This window comes from Microthrixaceae bacterium (assembly GCA_016702505.1).
Taxonomy (GTDB): domain Bacteria; phylum Actinomycetota; class Acidimicrobiia; order Acidimicrobiales; family Iamiaceae; genus Aquihabitans.
In genome coordinates this window covers 64,762-81,588 of record JADJDU010000004.1, presented here as the reverse complement: position 1 = coordinate 81,588, position 16,827 = coordinate 64,762, and the positions used below count along the sequence as shown (strand labels likewise).

The 16,827-nt window shown below is 68.0% G+C and carries 15 protein-coding genes, 2 tRNA genes, 1 other RNA gene and 3 pseudogenes; 10 read left to right on the top strand and 11 right to left on the bottom strand.

Going from position 1 to position 16,827, the window contains the following annotated elements; genetic code table 11:
• Window positions 1–162: 162 nt before the first annotated feature.
• Window positions 163–591 (bottom strand): MarR family transcriptional regulator, encoded by a 429-nt coding sequence (locus tag IPG97_06510; protein ID MBK6856203.1) that lies wholly within the window; start codon window positions 589–591, stop codon window positions 163–165.
• Between the two features lie 178 nt (window positions 592–769).
• On the opposite strand from IPG97_06510, the pseudogene IPG97_06505 reads away from it, so the two are divergent.
• Window positions 770–1,133 (top strand): annotated as a pseudogene (locus IPG97_06505) (YceI family protein).
• A gap of 120 nt (window positions 1,134–1,253) precedes the next feature.
• On the opposite strand, the gene IPG97_06500 reads toward IPG97_06505, so the two are convergent.
• The 3 genes from IPG97_06500 to IPG97_06490 all read right to left on the bottom strand — a co-directional run bounded on the left by IPG97_06500 (window position 1,254) and on the right by IPG97_06490 (window position 2,660).
• Window positions 1,254–1,343 (bottom strand) — tRNA-Ser (locus IPG97_06500).
• 111 nt (window positions 1,344–1,454) lie between these two features.
• On the bottom strand, window positions 1,455–2,015 hold the full coding sequence (locus IPG97_06495) for a hypothetical protein (protein MBK6856202.1): 561 nt from the start codon (window positions 2,013–2,015) through the stop codon (window positions 1,455–1,457).
• A gap of 120 nt (window positions 2,016–2,135) precedes the next feature.
• Window positions 2,136–2,660, bottom strand: coding sequence for a hypothetical protein (locus IPG97_06490; GenBank protein ID MBK6856201.1), 525 nt, complete (start codon window positions 2,658–2,660; stop codon window positions 2,136–2,138).
• Between the two features lie 97 nt (window positions 2,661–2,757).
• On the opposite strand from IPG97_06490, the gene IPG97_06485 reads away from it, so the two are divergent.
• Window positions 2,758–3,297 (top strand): nucleoside deaminase, encoded by a 540-nt coding sequence (locus IPG97_06485; GenBank protein MBK6856200.1) that lies wholly within the window; start codon window positions 2,758–2,760, stop codon window positions 3,295–3,297.
• A 110-nt stretch (window positions 3,298–3,407) separates the two neighbouring features.
• Here IPG97_06485 and IPG97_06480 read toward each other — a convergent pair.
• From IPG97_06480 to ffs, 4 genes and pseudogenes are all read right to left on the bottom strand, one after another.
• Window positions 3,408–4,437: pseudogene (locus IPG97_06480) on the bottom strand (Lsr2 family protein).
• Between the two features lie 196 nt (window positions 4,438–4,633).
• Complete coding sequence (locus IPG97_06475; protein ID MBK6856199.1) at window positions 4,634–4,900, bottom strand: hypothetical protein; 267 nt, start codon at window positions 4,898–4,900, stop codon at window positions 4,634–4,636.
• 292 nt (window positions 4,901–5,192) lie between these two features.
• Window positions 5,193–5,280, bottom strand: a tRNA-Ser gene (locus IPG97_06470).
• 32 nt (window positions 5,281–5,312) lie between these two features.
• Window positions 5,313–5,411: signal recognition particle sRNA small type (ffs, locus tag IPG97_06465), an RNA gene on the bottom strand.
• A 153-nt stretch (window positions 5,412–5,564) separates the two neighbouring features.
• On the opposite strand from ffs, the gene dnaX reads away from it, so the two are divergent.
• The 4 genes from dnaX to recR are packed head-to-tail and all read left to right on the top strand — an operon-like array spanning window position 5,565 to window position 8,663.
• On the top strand, window positions 5,565–6,449 hold the full coding sequence (gene dnaX, locus IPG97_06460) for a DNA polymerase III subunit gamma/tau (GenBank protein MBK6856198.1): 885 nt from the start codon (window positions 5,565–5,567) through the stop codon (window positions 6,447–6,449).
• 58 nt (window positions 6,450–6,507) lie between these two features.
• On the top strand, window positions 6,508–7,542 hold the full coding sequence (locus IPG97_06455; GenBank protein ID MBK6856197.1) for a hypothetical protein: 1,035 nt from the start codon (window positions 6,508–6,510) through the stop codon (window positions 7,540–7,542).
• 56 nt (window positions 7,543–7,598) lie between these two features.
• Window positions 7,599–8,057 carry a YbaB/EbfC family nucleoid-associated protein gene (locus tag IPG97_06450; protein MBK6856196.1) on the top strand — a complete coding sequence of 153 codons (459 nt, stop codon included), beginning with the start codon at window positions 7,599–7,601 and terminating at the stop codon, window positions 8,055–8,057.
• A gap of 6 nt (window positions 8,058–8,063) precedes the next feature.
• Window positions 8,064–8,663, top strand: a complete 600-nt coding sequence (recR, locus tag IPG97_06445; GenBank protein MBK6856195.1) for a recombination protein RecR — start codon at window positions 8,064–8,066, stop codon at window positions 8,661–8,663.
• 124 nt (window positions 8,664–8,787) lie between these two features.
• Here the strand turns inward: recR and IPG97_06440 are convergent, their stop codons facing one another.
• Window positions 8,788–9,978 (bottom strand): acetyl-CoA C-acetyltransferase, encoded by a 1,191-nt coding sequence (locus IPG97_06440; GenBank protein MBK6856194.1) that lies wholly within the window; start codon window positions 9,976–9,978, stop codon window positions 8,788–8,790.
• A 292-nt stretch (window positions 9,979–10,270) separates the two neighbouring features.
• Here IPG97_06440 and IPG97_06435 point away from each other — a divergent pair, with 292 nt between their 5' ends.
• From IPG97_06435 to IPG97_06425, 3 genes and pseudogenes are all read left to right on the top strand, one after another.
• Complete coding sequence (locus tag IPG97_06435) at window positions 10,271–10,678, top strand: hypothetical protein (protein MBK6856193.1); 408 nt, start codon at window positions 10,271–10,273, stop codon at window positions 10,676–10,678.
• 53 nt (window positions 10,679–10,731) lie between these two features.
• A pseudogene (ccrA, locus tag IPG97_06430) lies at window positions 10,732–12,073 on the top strand (crotonyl-CoA carboxylase/reductase).
• 209 nt (window positions 12,074–12,282) lie between these two features.
• On the top strand, window positions 12,283–12,771 hold the full coding sequence (locus tag IPG97_06425) for a VOC family protein (protein ID MBK6856192.1): 489 nt from the start codon (window positions 12,283–12,285) through the stop codon (window positions 12,769–12,771).
• Window positions 12,772–12,827: 56 nt separating this feature from the next.
• Here IPG97_06425 and mce read toward each other — a convergent pair whose 3' ends face one another.
• Window positions 12,828–13,247 (bottom strand): methylmalonyl-CoA epimerase, encoded by a 420-nt coding sequence (mce, locus tag IPG97_06420; GenBank protein MBK6856191.1) that lies wholly within the window; start codon window positions 13,245–13,247, stop codon window positions 12,828–12,830.
• 89 nt (window positions 13,248–13,336) lie between these two features.
• Between mce and IPG97_06415 the strand changes: the two genes are divergently transcribed.
• A complete protein-coding gene (locus tag IPG97_06415) occupies window positions 13,337–15,955 on the top strand; it encodes a hypothetical protein (protein ID MBK6856190.1) in 2,619 nt (872 codons plus the stop codon).
• Between the two features lie 37 nt (window positions 15,956–15,992).
• Here the strand turns inward: IPG97_06415 and IPG97_06410 are convergent, their stop codons facing one another.
• Window positions 15,993–16,817 carry a dienelactone hydrolase family protein gene (locus tag IPG97_06410; protein MBK6856189.1) on the bottom strand — a complete coding sequence of 275 codons (825 nt, stop codon included), beginning with the start codon at window positions 16,815–16,817 and terminating at the stop codon, window positions 15,993–15,995.
• Window positions 16,818–16,827 lie beyond the last annotated feature (10 nt).

The following is a 16,827-nucleotide window of genomic DNA, read 5'->3' as shown; positions in this document are numbered from 1 at the left end:
GCTCGAACTCATCTGATCGGAACGATACGGCCAGGCTTCGACGGTGCCTCCGCCTTTGCCTTGGCCAGGCGTTCATCACCCGACGCGCCCGGAGTGCCCGGCGGTCAGGCTTCGCCGCGCTCGTCGGCTCTTGGTGACCGTGGCCCGAGGGAGCTCACCGGTTCAGTTCGGGTCGGTAGTGGGCGACGGGTAGAGCCGCCCGAACACCGCGCCCAGGGTTTCGAGGTCGTGGGGTCCCAGGTGATCCAGGAAGTGAGTCCTGACGCTGGCGACGTGGTGGGGGGCGGCCTGCTCCAGAAGTTCTCGGCCGCGGGCGGTGAGCACGGCGTACTGACCTCGCCGGTCTTCTGGGCATGAGATGCGCTCCACCAGGCCGCGGTCTTCGAGGCGGGCGACGTGGTGGGAGAGGCGACTGCGCGACTGGGCGGACTGCTCGGCCAGATCGGCCATCCTGAGCTGGTTGTCGGGTGAGTCGGACAGGGCGACCAGCACGCCGTAGTCGTCGCCACTGAGACCGTGCGGCTTCAGGTCCTGGTCGAGGGCGGCGAAGAGGTGGCGGGTGCCGTGGATGAAGCTCCTCCAGGCCGCGATCTCGGTGGAGTCGAGCCATCGGGTTTCGACGGTGGGCTCGTGGGCTCGGTGGGCTCGGTGGGCTCGGTCGTGGGTCCCATGGAAATCAGCCTACCGAGGAATAGTTGACAGATCAATGAAGTTGAGAGATAGTGATTGCACTCGCAACTATCGAACCTTCACCTACTGGAGACGAACCATGACCACCCCCCAGATCCCCGCCGGCACCTGGACCATCGATCCCTCCCACTCCGAGGTGGGCTTCAGCGTCCGTCACCTCATGGTCAGCAAGGTGAAGGGCACCTTCGAGTCCTTCACCGGCACCCTCACCATCGGTTCTCACCATCAAGGGCACGACCTTGCCCGTCGAGCTCGACCTCGAGTTCAACGGCACCCACCCCGACCCCTGGGGCGGCACCCGTGCCGGGTTCTCGGCCGAGACCGAGATCAGCCGCAAGCAGTTCGGCGTCGACTTCGAGGTTCCGATGGACGGCCCCGGCGTCGTCGTGGGCGACAAGATCAAGGTGTACCTGGAGGTCGAGGCCGTCCTCCAGGCCGACTGAGTCCCTTCCGTCCTCCACTCGGGGGTCGGCGTCCGCACCCGGTCAGTTCCGTCCTCACCCGGTCACGCCGTCACCCACTGAAATCGAAGAAACCCCCGGCCTGGGCCGGGGGTTTCTTGGTGGCGGAGGGTGTGGGATTTGAACCCACGGTGAGCTTGCACCCACAACGGTTTTCGAGACCGTCCCATTCGTCCGCTCTGGCAACCCTCCGTCAGGTGACGCTACTCGGATCGCAGGAGGCGGCCCAACTGATACCGATAGGTAGTAGGGCTTGGCGGCGGACAGGTTCGTGGTCGCCGTCGCGGCTTCGGTTCAGGACCCTCACAGGCGAGAACGACGATCGTTGAAGTCCTCGTCGGTGAGGATGCCGATGTCGACCAGCTCCTTTAGGTGGCGGATGGCATCGGCGGTGGGCACACCCTTGGAGCCGGCGGGGTTTGGGGTGCGAAGATCGGCCAGCGCATGGCGCAGACCGGTGGCATCAGCCGGCTTCACACCCTTGATCGTGAGCCGGCGGTGCGTGGATCCGGTGATCTTGACCGTCACCGATGTGAGTCGCTTGGTGACCTTGACCTTGGCGATTGTGTCAATGGGCATCCGCCCGTCCAGGCGGCCGGTTGCGTCGATCACCTCGAGGCGGTCCGGCCACACCATTATCCGGCCCCCGGCTGAGTCGATGTCTCCCCCGATCGGCGAAACCTTGGCCTCGAAGTACGGCGCCTCGCCCGGCTTGTCTGAAGCGGGCTCGGCGGGCGTGGCGGGTGCGTCGCCGGTGGACAAGCGAAGAGCGGCCTCCCGCCGCTGTCGGGCCAGTCGTTGTTCGACCGACTCGCTCGGGTTCTCCCCGTCAGATGGGGTCTGGTCTGGTGGCGCTTGGCTCATCTCAGGGTCCTTGCGGTAGGTCCGGTCGTAGTCGCTGCGAGGTTGACCAGACCGAGGCTTTGCCTCGGTTCAACCACGCCGTGCTTGTGGGGCGGCACGCCTGTCTGCTCGCCTCCTTGGTCATCTCCACAAGAAGCGGGGCTCGCGGGACCGGACCCCTCGGGACATGAAGATGACAGCGAGCAACTGGCCGTAGATGACGTGGACCAGCCACATGAAGGGTTGGTTGGCGTCCTGGAAGGCATGGAAGTAGAGCGGCGAGAGGATCTGGAAGTTGATGGCGTAGATCAAGATCCCGTAGAGGCCAGCAGAAACCAGCAGCGTCGCGTTGGTGCGCATCCGGGGAACGAACTGAGCGAAGATCATGCCGTAGGCGGCCGACAGCGCCAGGTGTACAAGTACGCCTACAGCCACGTTGGCCGTACCGTCGGCGACAGACCCGCTTCCCGTAGCCACGGTCGAAATCATCAACAACGCGGCTTTCCCGGGGGCGTCGAGGGTCGTGGTGAACCAGATGACGAAGATGGCGAACACCGCGCCGCCCACCTCCCCGGCCACGGCCCCGCGCACGGTTCGGCTGAGCTGGGAATCGGGTTCGGCAAATCGCTGCTTTGCGAGCTCGCCGCTCGCCACCTCAGTTGGCATCGAGTCTCCTCCCATGCCCGTGATGGGCCTCCTCGGCCGGTGTCGGTTTGTCGGGGTTGTGTCTCCACCAGGGCAAGCCCTGGGACATTACCGATCGATGTGGCTAACGCCACACGCGAAGCAGAAATCGGGGAGTGTTGAGACCGCTCGTTACCGTTGCATCGTGCCCGAACCGGACCCCTCTTACGACCACTATTGCCAGGCAATGGGGGAAGCGCTGGCCGAGGCGCATCAGGCCGAGGTCAAAGGTGACGTGCCCGTGGGGGCAGTGGTGATGGTCGACGGGGAGATCGTGGCCCGGGCCCACAACGAGCGGGAGGCGTCGGGCGATCCGACCGCACACGCCGAGGTTCTGGCCATTCGGCGGGCGGCCGAGGCGGTCGGCGGTCGACGTCTTCACGACGCAACCCTGGTGGTCACCCTGGAGCCGTGCCTGATGTGCGCCGGTGCGATCTGGGCGGCTCAGGTCGGCACCGTGGTGTTCGGTGCTGCCGACCTCAAGGCCGGGGCCACCGGGTCCCTCTACAACTTCGCCGTCGACCCCCGCCTGAACCACATGACCAAGGTCGTACACGGGGTGCGGGCCGAAGAATCCGCCCAACTCCTCACCGACTTCTTCGCCGCCCGTAGGCCTTGACCAGCGGTGACGTCAAACACGGGAGTCGCGGGCAGCGTAGGTGGGCGATCCGTCAGGACATCTGGCTCGTGACATCGGAGTCACCGGAGGCGCGGTTGTACCGGTCCGGCTCAACTGGGAGCCGGACCCGCCGGGACCTGCTGGCGCGTGCTGTCGTCCCCAGAGGTGCTCGTGTGGGCCCGGTGATGGGCGTCGTTGTAGGCGGCGACGATCTCGGGCCGTAGCCGGCCCTTGGCGGCGACCGGCAAACCCTGCTGGGTGGCCCAGGCGCGGATGGAAGCAGTCGACGGCGGTGCTGGCTCGAGGGGTACTGCCAGTGGGAGGACATCGGTCAACTCCCTCGCAACCGTGTCGCTGAGGTGGTGCTCGAGCGCGGCACCGAGGAAGCGGTAGGTCCACTCCTGGGCGAGGGGTCGTGTCTCACCGAACACGATCGGTACGTCGGGAAATCGGACCTGAGCTTCGGCGAGACCCTCTGCGATCGTCGCCGGTCTGACATGAACGAGCTTGAAGATCGCCGAGTACCGATCCTCGACGACCAGAGCAGATCTCGGTACGTCGGCCAGCGCGGCGAGCACGTATCGGAGCTTGCCCCCGGTCATGGTGGACACGAGGTCCGGGAGGCTTTTCCGCTCGACCGAGGCGATGAGCTTGCCGTCGACCTCGACCCCGTAGTCGCCAGCGGTCAAAGCCGTTCGTGCGATGGTCGCCTGCTGTTGGTTGAAGCGCCAGGGTCGTTGCTCGTGGCTGTCGACGAGGATCTCGAGGACATGGCCAGAAGCTCGTTTGGTCGGGATCGTGACGTTCGGTCGGGCCTGCCGGCTGGTGCGTGCCGATTGCCAGAAGATGACGTCGCGACCCCGCGCCTTGGCGAACACGAACTGGGACCGATTCTCCCGCCCGCGTTCTAGGACCAGGTCGATCGCCGCTCCCCGGCGGGAACACGATCTCACCGGCACCCGCTCGATTATCTCCGGTGCTGATGGCCATCCCGCTGCGGGGTGGCAGTACAGCTTGGCGGTACGAGGCCAGATCTCCCTGACCTTCAGCACGATGCCGTCAGGTCCGGAGAGGGAGCCGGACCAGATAGGGCAGGGAAGAGTCCTCCTCGGGGTTCCGTGCGATGACGAAGTCGTCGATAGAGACGGTGTGCCGCCCCTCGCCCTCGGAGTGTCCGAACCCCGTGCTCACCTGTCCATTATCCCCGATCGACGAGCCCGCGCTCGGGTTGCCCGAGCACACGGACTGAGAAAGCGAAGCAACGATCGCTGGATGGCTCAGGCCGACCCGTCGTCTCACACGGCGATGACGGTCAGCCCCGAGCTGAGCGGGCTACCTAGTCGGCGGTCTCGGTGCCGGCTTCGTTGGCCAGATCGTTCTGATGGGGGTGCCGTCGGCCAGGGTGGTGGCGTCTCCTCGAACGTGGATCACCACCTCGGCCGACGTTGTTGCCGCCGTTGGTGGCGATCTCGGCCAGTGCGTCGGCTCGTTGTTGGGGCAGTGACGCGCCTGCGGGCGCGGCCGATCGGGTGACATGCGCGTCGATCACCGCGCACACCGCGCCGGCGGTGGCGGGGGCGAGACTGGCGGTGATGGTGACCATTCCGTCTGGTTCGGTGCGCCAATTGAGGTCGAATCGACATGAACCCCTCTGTTGGCCCCAGCGACAGGTGCCGAGGTCTCATCGAAATGGCGCACGGCAGCGCCACGCAGACGGGTTCGCAGCCGGGTGAAGATCACCCTCGCAGCGACGGCGACCGGACTTATCCGCTCGGGTCCTAAGGGACGTGCGGGCGGAACGCAGGCCCACGCTCCCGGCCATGCAGGGGTCTGTCAGGGAGAAGAAGCACGTCCCCGCCCGACTGAACGGCGGGCGGGGACGTGCTTCACCTAACTGGCGGAGAGGGTGGGATTCGAACCCACGGTGAGTTTCCCCACACACGCTTTCCAAGCGTGCCGATTCGGCCGCTCTCGCACCCCTCCAGGGTGTTGCTTTTCCGGTCGCACCCGCAGGAGGCGGCCAGGCGATCTGCGGCACACCTCAGACACCGCTGAGAGCTGCTGCCTTCCGGCCCTGACTCGGTTCACGGGCTGTGGTTGCACAGGACCCGGCCGCCACCTGCGGGTGCGAACGGACCCACACAATACCCGGTTTCGATCCTGCCGCGTTCATCGTGACCTCGCTGACAACCCAGCGTGACCTCGCGCGACCGCGCCCGTCCCGGACCGGGCAACGCTGTCGGCGAGGATCGGTAGGGTGACGGGCGATGGCCTACCAGTCTCTCTACCGCCGCTACCGACCGCGCCGCTTCAGCGACGTGCGGGGCCAAGAACAGGTGGTCCGGGCGCTGCGCAACGCGGTGCGTGACGACCGGGTGGGTCACGCCTATCTGTTCAGCGGGCCGAGGGGAACGGGAAAGACATCCACCGCCCGGATCCTGGCCAAGGCGCTCAACTGCGAGCAGCTCGCCGACGGCGAACCGTGTGGCACCTGCGATAGCTGCACCTCGATCGACTCAGGCACGTCCTATGACGTCCAGGAACTAGACGCTGCGTCCAACAACGGCGTGGAGAACGTCCGGGAGCTGGTGGGACGGGCCAACCTCGGCTCGCCGGGCCGCACCAAGGTGTACATCCTCGACGAGGTTCACATGCTCACCGCTGCGGCATCGGCGGCACTGCTCAAGACTTTGGAGGAACCGCCCGACCACGTGGTGTTCGTGCTGGCCACCACCGATCCTCACAAGGTTCTGGCCACCATCCGCAGCCGGACCCAGCACTACGAGTTCCACCTGCTGTCAGCCGACGAACTTGCCGAGCACGTGGCCTGGGTGATCCACGACGCTGGCCTGGAGCTGGACCCCGAGGTCATCGATCCGGTGGTGCGGGCCGGGGCAGGCTCGGCCCGAGACACGCTCTCGGCACTCGACCGGGTGGCCGCGGCGGGCGGTGTGGTTGACGACTCGGCTTCTGCGGTCGATCTGGTCAACGCCATTGCCGCCGCCGATGCCGGCCGTGCCCTGGTAGCGGTGGCCGATGCTCTCGGCTCGGGTCGAGATGCCCGAGTCTTGGGCGAAGAGGTGTTGGCCCGGTTGCGCGACGTCTTCTTGTTGCGAATGGGGGGCGGGCACCGACCACCTCCCGGCCGGTGACCTGGAGCAGGTCCAGGCCTGGGCTGATCAGCTCGGAGACAGGGCTACCACCCGAGCCTTGGAGGCGATCGGTGATGCCCTCTTGGAGATGCGCCAGGCCCCTGATCCGCGCATCCCACTCGAGGTTGCGGTGGTGAAGCTCACCCGGGTCGACGGGGACTCTTCGGTGGCGGCGTTGGAGGCCCGCATCGCTCGCCTCGAAGACTCTTTGGCCTCGTTGGCCAGCGGCGTCCCGCTGAACAGCTCCGGTTCTGGTGGAGGGCCGACCCCTGGCGGAAGGGGTGGTCCACCATCGACCGCTGCCGCATCGGCCAAACCGGTGCCGGACGCTCCGCCGTCCGCTGCCACTGCGGCACCCGGCGCTGGGTCGCGTGGCGGAGCCCAGGGACCAGCGGCTGGTCGCAGCGGAGGCCGACCCGCCGACGCGGCCCGGGCCGAGCTGGCAGCTCGCCGGGCGGGCAAGGCGCCTTCGTCGTCACCGCCTCCGGCTGCACCAACCCAAACCCCCCCGGCACCGCCGACGTCACCCGCGCCTCCTCCCCCGTCTCCATCTGCGGGAAGCTCGGCGCCAACCGCGCCGCCGGAGTCACCCGGTCCCCCAGCGTCCCCTCTGCCGGCTCCCACGACATCGCCGGCCGAGTCGGGTAGTGCAAGCCCTCTCACCCTCGACGACATCGTCGATATCTGGCAGGACATCCCGGGCCTGGGGGGGCTGACCAAGGGAATGTTCGCGGCTGGAACCGTGGTGTCGGTTGCGGGCGATGAGGTCACGGTCAGCGTTCCCAACGACGTACATCGCCAGAAATGCGAGCAGAAGAAGGCAGACGTCGAGGTCGCCCTGTCGGCGGCGCTGGGCTCGCCGGTCCGCTTGAGCCTGGTGGCCGGCGATACCGGGGCCGGGCCGGCACCCGGTGGCGGGTCAGTGACCGGAGGTGACCGGCGGCCATCGACGCCCACCGAGGTGACCGATGACTTCGATCATCTTCAGGGGGAAGATGTACACGACCTCGACGATGCCCCCGACGCGTCGGTGGGTGGGGTCCAAGCCCTGACCGAAGCCTTCCCCGGCGCCACCTTCGTCGAAGGTTCCTGACCGTGTGCTCCACCCTGCCCCACATCCCGATGCCTGCCCGATCTCGGAGGTTCCCCATGTCTGACCCCGATGCCATTCCCGCCGACGACGTGATCGCGGCCGCGGCCGACGACCTGATCGACATAGACGGCGCTCCCGACAACCCCCTGGCCGCGGTGCTCGGCGGCGGAGGCTTCGACTTCGGAGCCCTCCTGGAGCAGGCCTCGGCCATGCAGGCTCAGCTGGTCGAAGCTCAACAGCACGCCGCCGAGACGCTGATCGAGGGCGTGGCCGGGGGCGGCGTGGTCCGGATCACCCTGTCGGGGGCCTTCGAACCATCAGCGGTGGCCATCGACGCTTCGGCCGTCGATCCCGACGATGTCGAGATGCTCCAGGACCTTGTCCTTGCCGCGCTTCGCCACGCCGTCGAACAGGTCAACGAGCTGCAACAAGGGGCCATGGGCGGGGGCTTCGATCTGCCGGGAATGGACCTGGGAGGGTTCGACCTGGGTGGCCTGACCGGCTCTGCCGACTGAACGGCGGTGTCGGCCTACGCCGGTCCGGTTCAGGACCTCATCGACGAACTCGGTCGTCTGCCGGGGGTGGGTCCCAAGTCGGCCCAACGCATCGCCTTCCACCTTCTCAAGTTGTCCACCGAGGACGCCCTGCGCCTGTCGCGGGCCATCGAGAAGGCGAAGGAGAAGGTGGCCTGGTGCAGTCGCTGCTTCAACCTGGCTGATTCCCCCGAATGTGGGATCTGTCGAGATGACCGACGCGACCCCTCGGTTGTGTGTGTGGTCGAGGATCCCAAGGATGTGGTGGCGGTGGAGAAGACCGGCGAGTTCCGCGGCCGCTACCACGTGCTGCAAGGGGCGTTGAACCCGATGGAGGGAATCGGCGCCGACCAACTCCGCATCCGTGAGTTGATGGCCCGGATCGTGCCCGAGGGCATCCAGGAGATCATCTTGTGCACCAATCTCAACATCGAGGGGGAGGCCACCGCTATGTACCTTGCCCGTCAGTTGGAACCGGCCGGTCTGAAGGTGACCCGCATCGCCAGTGGCCTTCCGGTGGGTGGAGACCTGGAGTACGCCGACGAGCTGACCCTGGGCCGAGCCCTGGAAGGTCGCCGTCAGATGTGACCAACTGGCGGCGACTGACCGCGGCTAGAACGCAACGAAGGGGCGGCCGTTGAGGCCGCCCCTTCGTAAGTTCGAGCGCAGTCGGCGAGCGGCGGGAACCGAGGTTCGCCTACTACCGGGTCTGTCAGCCGGCCACCTGGAGGAGGATGGCGTCGCCCTGGCCGCCGCCGCCGCACAGAGCAGCAGCGCCGAGTCCGCCGCCCCGGCGAGCCAGCTCGAGGGCGAGGGTGAGGGTGACGCGGGTGCCCGACATGCCGAGCGGATGACCGATGGCGATGGCGCCACCGTTCACGTTGGTCACATCGGCGGTGATGCCCAGGTCACGCATGGAAGCGATGCCCACCGCGGCGAAGGCCTCGTTCAGCTCGAAGAGGTCCACGTCGGTCACCGACTTGCCGGCTCGGGCCAAGGCGGCCTCGATGGCGTTGGAGGGCTGGTGCAGCAGCGACGCGTCGGGTCCGGCCACCTGGCCGTAGCCGACGACCTCGGCCAGCGGGGCCAGACCCAGCTCGTCGGCCTTGGCCTTCGACATCATCACCAGGGCGGCGCCACCGTCGGAGATCTGGCTGGCGTTGCCGGCGGTGATGTTGCCGGCCTTGTCGAAGGCGGGGCGAAGCTTGCCCAGGCTGTCGGCGGTGGTGTCACCGCGCACGCCTTCGTCTTCGCTGACCACCAGGGGGTCACCCTTGCGCTGGGGGACCGAGACCGGGGCGATCTCGTTGTCGAAGAGGCCGTTCTTGGCGGCCGCCGCCGCCCGCTGGTGGGAAGCAGCGGCGAACTCGTCCTGCTCCTCGCGGGAGATGCCCTGGGGCTCCTTGCCGCAGTAGGCCTCGGTGCCCGCGCCCATGGCCACGTGGTCGAACTGGTCCCACAGGCCGTCGTACATGAGCGAGTCGACGACCTTCTGGTCGCCGAGGCGGTAGCCGCCGCGGGCACCGGGCAGGAGGTAGGGGGCGTTGGTCATGGACTCCATGCCACCAGCGATCACGATGTCGGCCTCACCGGCCTGGATCATCAGGTCGGCCAGGTAGATGGCATGCATGCCAGAGGGGCACACCTTGTTGACGGTGGTGGCCGGCACACCCATGCCGATCCCGGCCTTGACCGCGGCCTGCCGGGCGGTGATCTGACCGGCGCCAGCCTGGAGGACGTGACCCATGAACACGTACTGCACCTGTTCGGCGGTAACCCCGGCCCGCTCCAGGGCGGCCTTGATGGCGAACCCACCGAGCTCGGCAGCACTGAAGCCAGAGAAGGCTCCCGACAGCTTGCCCACGGGAGTGCGGGCGCCATTGATGATCACGGATCCGGCCATTGGAGTTTCCCCTCAGAGGTTGGCTTGACGGTCCGGTCAAGCGTACCGATGGCATCACCGGATCACCCATCCGGGCGAGGTCAGCGGCTGGGCGCCACCGGGCGCCGGCCGGCGGCGTCGGTGGCCCATCACCCTGGAGCGCACCAACTGGAGCTGGGGAGGATGTCCTCGCGGCCGCGCACCGGGGCGCTGATCTCGGCGCTGAGGGCATCGATGGTGGGGAGCGCCCGCCATCGATGGCGATCTGGTCTCCGCCCCGACCCCGCCACTGGGGGCGGACAGCCGTTGGTCGATGCGGGCCTGGGCCTCGGCCACCAGGCGCAGCGCCGCGGCCTCGGCGGCCGCCAGCACCGGCCTGGGCCTCGGCTGCATGATCTCGGCCTCGGCCTCGGCCGCCCGGCGGATCTCGGCCGCCTCGGCGGTGGGCCCGGTCCACGGCGGCCTGGGCGGCCGCGGCGTCGACCGCCCCGCCACCTGGTCGTCGCCGTGCTCGCCCCGGGCCAGGCGCTGGGACCCGTCGCCGAGGTTGGCGCCGAGACGATCCGCCCGCCACCTCGGCGGCCACCAGGCTCAGGAACTCTCGGACCTCGGTCTGGTCGTAGCCGCGCAGGCCGAAGGAGAACTCCTTGTCCGCGATCTCGTCTGGGGTGAGTGGCATCGGTTCTCCCGGTCCTGGTGGCTGGTGATGCTACCGGTCTGACGGGGTGTCACAGATGGGAGTCGGCAGGCGCGGCTTTCCTAGGATGCGCCGCCATGCAGGCCTTCCTCGACGCCATCCAGGCCGGTGCGTCCGGCGACGACATCGGCAACCTCCCGATCCCGGAGTCCTACCGGGCGGCCTTCGTCAAGCGAGACGAGCAGACCATGTGGGAGGGGGTGGCGTCCGAAGACAAGGACCCGCGCCAGTCGCTGCACGTGGGCGAGGTGGCCACGCCCGAAATGGCCCCCGACGAGGTATACGTGGCGGTGATGGCGTCGGCCATCAACTTCAACACGGTGTGGACGTCCATCTTCGAACCGCTGTCCACCTTCGGGTTCCTCGACCGGCTGGGCAAGGAGTCGGTCTGGGGCGCCCGCCACGCCCTGCCGTACCACGTGGTGGGTTCCGACGCCTCCGGCGTGGTCGTCCGGGTCGGCTCGGCGGTGCGCAACTGGAAGCCGGGCGACAAGGTCACCTTGCACTGCAACTACCTCGACGACCAGGACCCGTCGGCTCACGACGACTCGATGCTCGCCGCCAACCAGCGGATCTGGGGCTTCGAGACCAACTTCGGCGGTCTGGCCGACCTGACGTTGGTGAAGGCCAACCAGCTCATGCCCAAGCCCGCCCACCTCACATGGGAAGAGGCGGCCTGCAACGCGCTGTGCAACTCCACCTCCTACCGCATGATCGTCAGCAAGCACGCCGGCGACCTCAAGCAGGGCCAGGCCGTGCTCATCTGGGGCGCCACCGGCGGCATCGGCGGCTACGCCGTGCAGTACGTGCTCAACGGCGGCGGCACCCCCGTCGGGTGTGGTCTCGTCGGAGAAGCGGGCCAACCTGCTCCGCGAGATGGGCTGCGAGCACGTCATCGACCGTCGGGAAGCCGGCTACCAGTTCTGGAAGGACGAGCACACCCAGGACGAGAAGGAGTGGCGCCGCCTCGGCAAGGACATTCGCAACCTGATCGGCCGCGACGTCGACACGGTGTTCGAACATCCCGGTCGTTCCACCTTCGGAGCCTCGGTGTTCGCTGCGGCCCGCGGTGGCAAGATCGTCACCTGCGCCGCCACCTCCGGCTACATGATCGAATACGACAACCGCCACCTGTGGATGAAGCTGAAGAGCATCGTCTCCTCTCACTTCGCCAACTACAAGGAGGCGTGGGCCGCCAACCAGCTCATCTGCGAGGGCAAGGTCCAGCCGCTGTTGTCCAAGACCTTCTCCCTGGAGCAGACCGGCGAGGCCGCCCTGGCCGTGCACCAGAACCAGATCGAGGGCAAGGCCGGCGTGCTGTGCCTGGCCCCCGAGAAGGGCCTGGGCATCGACGACCCCGAGTTCCGCGCCAAGGTCGGCGAGGACAAGATCACCCTGTTCCAGCGCTTCAGCGCCTAGTCGCAGGAGGCGTCTCGACGCCCCGACCGACAACCTCGGGGTTGATCGGGGCCGTCTGGGTCTAGCGCCAGCTGAACAACGTCGTAGGAACCCCGGCCTGATGGGCTGGGGTTCCTTCGCGTCCCGGGCGTGGCAGGCTTGCGATCCACCGCAGGCGTCACCGCATGGTCGCCACGACCGCGGCCGCCGCACAACGCAGGGAGACACGCATGGGTCTGACCGCCAAGAACCCCTTCGAGGAGGCCGAAGAGCTGAAGGGGGAGGAGTCTCAGCCGGGAGCGCCGGGGGCCAGCGTCGACGTGATCGGCCTCGACCACATCGCCGTGGCGGTGGCCGATCTGGGTGGTGCTCTGGAGCAGTACCGCACCGTGTTCGGCCTGACCGTGGAGACCCGCGAGGTGGTGGCCGACGAGGGTGTGGAGGTGGCGGTGTTGCGCTTGGGCGACGTGGCGCTCCACCTGGTGTCGCCGGTGGACGACGACGCCGACCTGGCCGCGTTCTTGGAAGAGTGGGGCCCGGGCCTGCACCACCTCGGCCTTCGCGTGGCCGACGCGTCCGATGCGGTGGCGGTGATGGAGCGTGAGGGCTACGACGTCGTGGACCAGGTCACCCACCCCGGTGTGGCCGGAACCCGAGTGGCCTACGTCAACCCCCACGACATCGACGGCACCATCATCCAGGTCGTCGAAGGAATCTGAAGCAGGGGTTCTTTGATCGAACACCGATGCGCTCGCTCGGCGGCGAGCCTCACCTTTCAGTGGTGGTCGGTACCGGGTTCGACCAGTTCGACCAGGACGCCGCCGGCGTCTTTGGGGTGGATGAAGTTCACCCGGGACCCGGCAGTGCCGTTCTTGGGCACCTCGTAGAGGAGGCGGACACCACGCTCGCGCAACGTGGCCGACACGGCATCGATGTCTTCGACCCGGTAGGCCATCTGCTGGATGCCCGGACCGCTGCGCTCCAAGAACTTGCCGATGGGCGAGTCGGCCTTCAGCGGGGCGAGGAGCTGAATGCAGCTACCGGAGTCACCCACCGCCAGCATGGCCTCACGAACACCCTGCTCCTCGTTCACCTCCTCGTGCACCGATCGCAGGTCGAAGTTCTTGGCGTAGAAGTCGAGAGCCTCGTCGAGGTCGGCGACGGCGATACCCACGTGGTCGATGGCGGTGAACATGAACCCATTGTGCCCCCCGTGCCGGCCCGGTCGCCCATCGGAGCGGTCTTTCCCGAGAATCGGTCACAGGTGCTGGGTAGGGTTCGCCGATGCTCAGGGGAGCCCGTGTGGCCATGGTCCTGGCGGCCGTGGTCGGCGCGCTGGTGGTGATCGGCAGCGGAACAGGCGCGTCCAGAACCCGCCCGGCGATGGCAGCGGCGGTAGATGACCTCGAGGGGAGGTTCCTGACCACTAGGCCGTCGGTCGGTCCGACCTGGGTGGCCGACCTGGCCGGGTCGGGCACGGCCGAACGGATGATGCTGCGGACGTTGCAGGGCCTGGTGAACCGTCGTTCGGCTCAGCTGTACCTGAAGGACCCTGGCGACAGCGGCGCGCAGCGGTGGATCGATGAGTACCAGAGCCGGGGTCTGGTCACGGTGGTCGACACGCTCACCGTGAACGAGGTGCTCGACCGATTCGCCGGCGAGGCGTCGGGCTACGTGCTGGCCACAGAGTCCGAACCGTGGACGATGACCGCGGCCGCCACCATCGCCGCCGCCGACGGCGCGGTGGTCGCCACCCCAGACCTGGTCCCGAGCCTGGAAGCCCGGGGTCTGGGCCTCCTGGACGACCTGCGCGGCCGATGGCCCGACGCACCCGCGGCCTACGAAGAGGTGATCGGGGACTACCGAGACCGATTGCCCTACAAGGGGATAGCGGTGATGGAAGCCGGTGACGCCAGCTGGGACTTCACCTCCCAGCAGGGCATTCCCACTGTATTCACCAGGCCGAACTCCCCAGACTGGGCTCGGGTATCCGCGCTCATCACCGCGTCGACCCCGGGTCATGCCGTGTACGGGTACCTATCCGACACGGGGGAGGAAGAGGCCGCGGCGGTGGCAACCTTGTCGGTGAACGGTCAGTTCCTGATCCCAACCGATACCAGCCGGAACCTTTCCTTCCACATCGCGGTTGGCGCCGATCGACCCCGGGCCCGGGCCGCGGTCCCCGAGCTCGACGGCGTGGCCCCCTGTAGCTCGGATCAGCTCAACGTGGTCGTGGCGATCAGCGACGGAGACAACCTCAACGTTCCGCTGAGCCGCTACTCGCGCCCCGGCGGGTGGATGAGTCCCCGTCGGGGCGACATTCCCCTGGGCTGGTCGATCGGCCCGCAACTGGCCATCCTCGCTCCCACGGTGTGGGACACCTACGTCGATCAGGCCAGCGAGCGAGACGAACTGGTCGGAATCATCGGGTACGGCTATGCCGCGCCTCCGCTCCTACCCGACCCGGCCGCCTTCTACCGTGACTCGTTCTCGTTGATGGACCAACTCCAGATGTCCAGCTTCTGGTCGCTGGGCGGGGGCCTGGAAACCCCCATGGCTGGGTCCTGGACGGCGTTGGATGGCGCCGCTGGTGACGGCCCACCCAACGGGGTTCTCATCGGGTACGGCAACGGCAGCGGAGTCGGCCAGGCGTTCTGGAGCCCGGGCGGAAGGCCAGCGTTCACCTCGGGGGCCTCCTATGCCGACGGACCCGGCGAACTGGCCGCCATGCTTCGCTCCCTCCTGGCCAGACCGGCAGGTGACCGTCCGTTGGTGAACTTCGTGTCCGCTTCGATCTGGACCAGTTCGCTCGACGGTCTGGTCGACGCCCTTATGCCCCTGGAGTCAGACGGCGTGCGCTTTCTGACGCCAGCCGAGGCGTCGGCATGCATGCCCGATCCGGTCGATCCCACCGTCGACCCCAAGCAGGGAGAGTGCCTCCCCGCGGCCGAGCCGACCAGAAGCGGCCTGGCCCTCATCAGCGACACCGTCGCCGGTGAGATCAAGCGGGTGCCCACCGCCGTCGACCTGTCGGTGCGGGCGACGGCCTCCCCGGCGGTGGAGGCGGGTGGGACCATCGACCACGTGCTGACCGCGAACGTGGACCTGGCCGGGTTGGCAGAACGGATCCTCCAGGACCGGGTCCGCCCCGTGGTGGCGGCCAGCTACGGCGAGGAACTGGCGGCCAGCGCCTGGGTCGAGCTCGCCTTCGACAATCTGGTGCTGCGAGTTCCCTTGGCTGACGGGAACTACGCCGAGGGAGTACCCGTCGCGTCATCCACCGGTCCGGCGGCGTCGGCCCGGTGGGCCACCGAAGATCCGCCTGGTCTGGAGGTAGACCTCGGTTCGGTCAGCACCGATTCCCGTTCTCCCAGCGCCGGCTACACCGTCACCGCCGACTGGCAGGCCGTCGCCGGCAGTAGGCCCGAGTCGTGGACGGCGACGCTGCGGCCCGGTGCCACCAGCTTCGACTTGGCCGTGACCGTGGGTGTCTCCCTCGGTGCCGTCAGCGTCACCGGCACCGCCAGCGCGCCATGGTCGTGCCTGCCCGAGTCGGCCCCACTGGCCGACACGCTGGTGTCGGCCGCGGCCGTGCCCGCAACCACCACGACCTCACGCCCCCCGCTGTATCCAGCGCCGCCGTCGTCGTCGGTCCAGCCGTCGACCCCAGCGACTCCGTCGTCGATGGGGTCCTCTACTACGTCTAGCTCCGCGGTCGGTCCGCTCCCGTCGACCAGCGCGCCGTCGTCGACGTCGGGGGTGCCACCCACGACCACCCCGAGACACCCAGATGGTGGCCTGGGAACCACATCAGGTCCGTCGACGCCACAACAGCCGTCGAACCGGCCGGCCCCCGCCCGTCCCGCCTCTGCCCTTCCGGCGTCGCCCTCCTATACCGGCTAGTAGCCGCCGGGCCCGGTGGGGCGGCCTTGGTGACCGGTCAGGAGGGTGTCAGGAGGCGGGTTCGGAACAAGTTGAGGACCAGCTCCAGAGCGTCCCTGGTGGCGGTGCCGGGTTCGTCGATCAGGTGCTCGGTGAGGACCGAATGAGGGGTCATGACCGCGTCGGGATTGGCGTCGGCGTCTTCGAGTTCGACGGCCACGAAGGAGTCACCTAGTTCTCGGCGCAGGAACTCGAACCTCTCGGCCGGTACCAGTCGATCGCTGCGGAACCGAAGCCCGATCACCTCGAGTCCCTCGTTGGCACAACGGTGCTTGACCGCATCCAGCTCGCCGCGGGAGATGTCGATCGAGCACTTCTGGGAGCTGGTGAGCGCCACCGGCATCGAAGGCTGAGACAGGACTGGGGCCAAGATCCGGTCGTCGGCGGCCATGGCCAGGGCAAAGCCGCCGGTGAAGCACATTCCCACCGCGCCGACACCTGGGCCACCGCAGCGGTCGTGCTCGTGGGCCGCCAGAGCCCGCAGCCAGGTGATGACCGGAGACGACTTGCCGGTTGCGAACACCGTGAACTCCCGGCTCACACAGGAGGGCACCAGCGACGAAATCATGTAGGCGGCGCCGGCGGCGGTGGCCTTCCCGTCGGGCACCGGGTCTCGCCCCGGTGCCCCGAACAGGTGGGGAACCACGGCGGTGCACCCGATCGATGCCACCCGGCGAGCGAAGTCCAACACCTTGGGGCTGATGCCGGGCATCTCGGCCATGACGATCACCGCAGGGCCTTCGCCGATGCGGAACACCGTGCGGGTCTTGCCCCCATGGGTGAACGTGGTGGTCTCGAAGTCGTCCATCGGGTCGTCGGCCATCCCCGGACCG